This is a genomic window from Xenorhabdus sp. KK7.4, assembly GCF_963876465.1.
GTDB classification, from domain to species: Bacteria; Pseudomonadota; Gammaproteobacteria; order Enterobacterales; family Enterobacteriaceae; genus Xenorhabdus; species Xenorhabdus stockiae.
In genome coordinates, this window is the sequence record NZ_CAWNQF010000003.1 from 1 (window position 1) to 1388 (window position 1388).

Below are 1388 nucleotides of genomic sequence, written 5' to 3' on the forward strand. Positions count from 1 at the left end.
GCTATGTACCATTGGGAAAATCTGTTACCTGCCTGTGGTATCGATATTCCTGCAAAGGGTAAACATAGCGCTTGCCCTGTCTGCGGCGGCACCGACCGTTTTCACTTTATTGATGACCACCATCACGGCAACTGGCACTGTCGCCAGTGTGATCTTCCGAACTACGGAGATGGATTGGATTTAGTAGCGAAAACCAACCGTATCTCAGTTCTTGAGGCTGCTAAGATTGTTGCTAACGTACTGGCATTACCTTTGTCAGAACCCAAGTCAGCCAAAGAAACCACTTATCCAGTACAGCCGATTGACGAAAGAGTCGCAGCACTGATGGCGCAGACTGTCGTGGGGCAATCTCCCTATCTGGCTGCAAAGGGACTACAACACCATAATCAACGTTTACTGGAAGATGGTTCCCTATTATTGGCACTGGCAGCGTTAGATAAAAAGGTCACTGGTGCACAGATCATCAAACCTGACGGTGAGAAAAAATTACTGTCTGGCAGCCGGAAGAAAGGCGCGTTTATTACTGTATCAGAACTGGAAAAAAATCCCGACACGCTAATCATTACCGAGGGTTATGCCACGGCACTGACGGTTAGCCAGCTCTATAAAGGCACTGTTCTGGCGGCGCTGGATGCTGGCAATTTGCTCTATGTCGCTAAAGCCGTTAGGGAGCATTGGCCGGGCACGAAAATTATTCTGGCAGCAGATAATGACTGGCATCATCCCGACGAACTGGATAAGAACGGCAGACCAAAGGTAAATATCGGCAAGATTTCAGCAGAAAAAGCGGCTCTTGCAGTGAATGGTTGGGTTACGTTGCCACCAACGGAATACAAAGCTGATTGGGATGATTATCGCCAGCAACATGGTATTGAGACAGCAAAGCAAGCATTCAGTAATGGGTTATATCAGGCGGCAGGGAATGTAGCAGTGCCAAACTCTGTAACCACTCATTCAGATAAATACCAAGAGAAAGAATACGATCCGCTAAAACCTCATATCGATATCCGCAAGAATGGAATTTACTGGGTTGAACCGAAAGAACAAGGTGGCGAAATCGTCGAAGTTGAAAAATGGCTGAGTGATTACATGGAAATCGTTGGCATTGGCAATGATGGCAGCGAAGGTTATCTCATTATTAAGCTACGTCAGGAGGGCACAGGAAAATGTATTGTTGAAGCGCTTCCCCGCCGTGAAATCGGGATGCCGGTTGGCTGGGCAAGATTGCGTTCACGGGGAATGAACATCACCGTAAAAAACAGTCTGCTACCTGTTTTGGCTGAACATCTGCAACGCAGCGGCGATCGCCGTGAATGGGTTGTGACACAAAAAGCAGGCTGGCATTGTGGGGCTTATGTGATGCCGGACGGTGAGATTATCGGTCAGCC

The 1388-nt window shown here is 48.1% G+C and carries 1 protein-coding gene; it reads left to right on the forward strand.

Translation table 11 applies throughout. The annotated features are described in order from the left end of the window. Window positions 1-1388: toprim domain-containing protein (locus AACS90_RS03015; RefSeq protein ID WP_241538345.1), on the forward strand; the 1388-nt coding region annotated here is incomplete at both ends.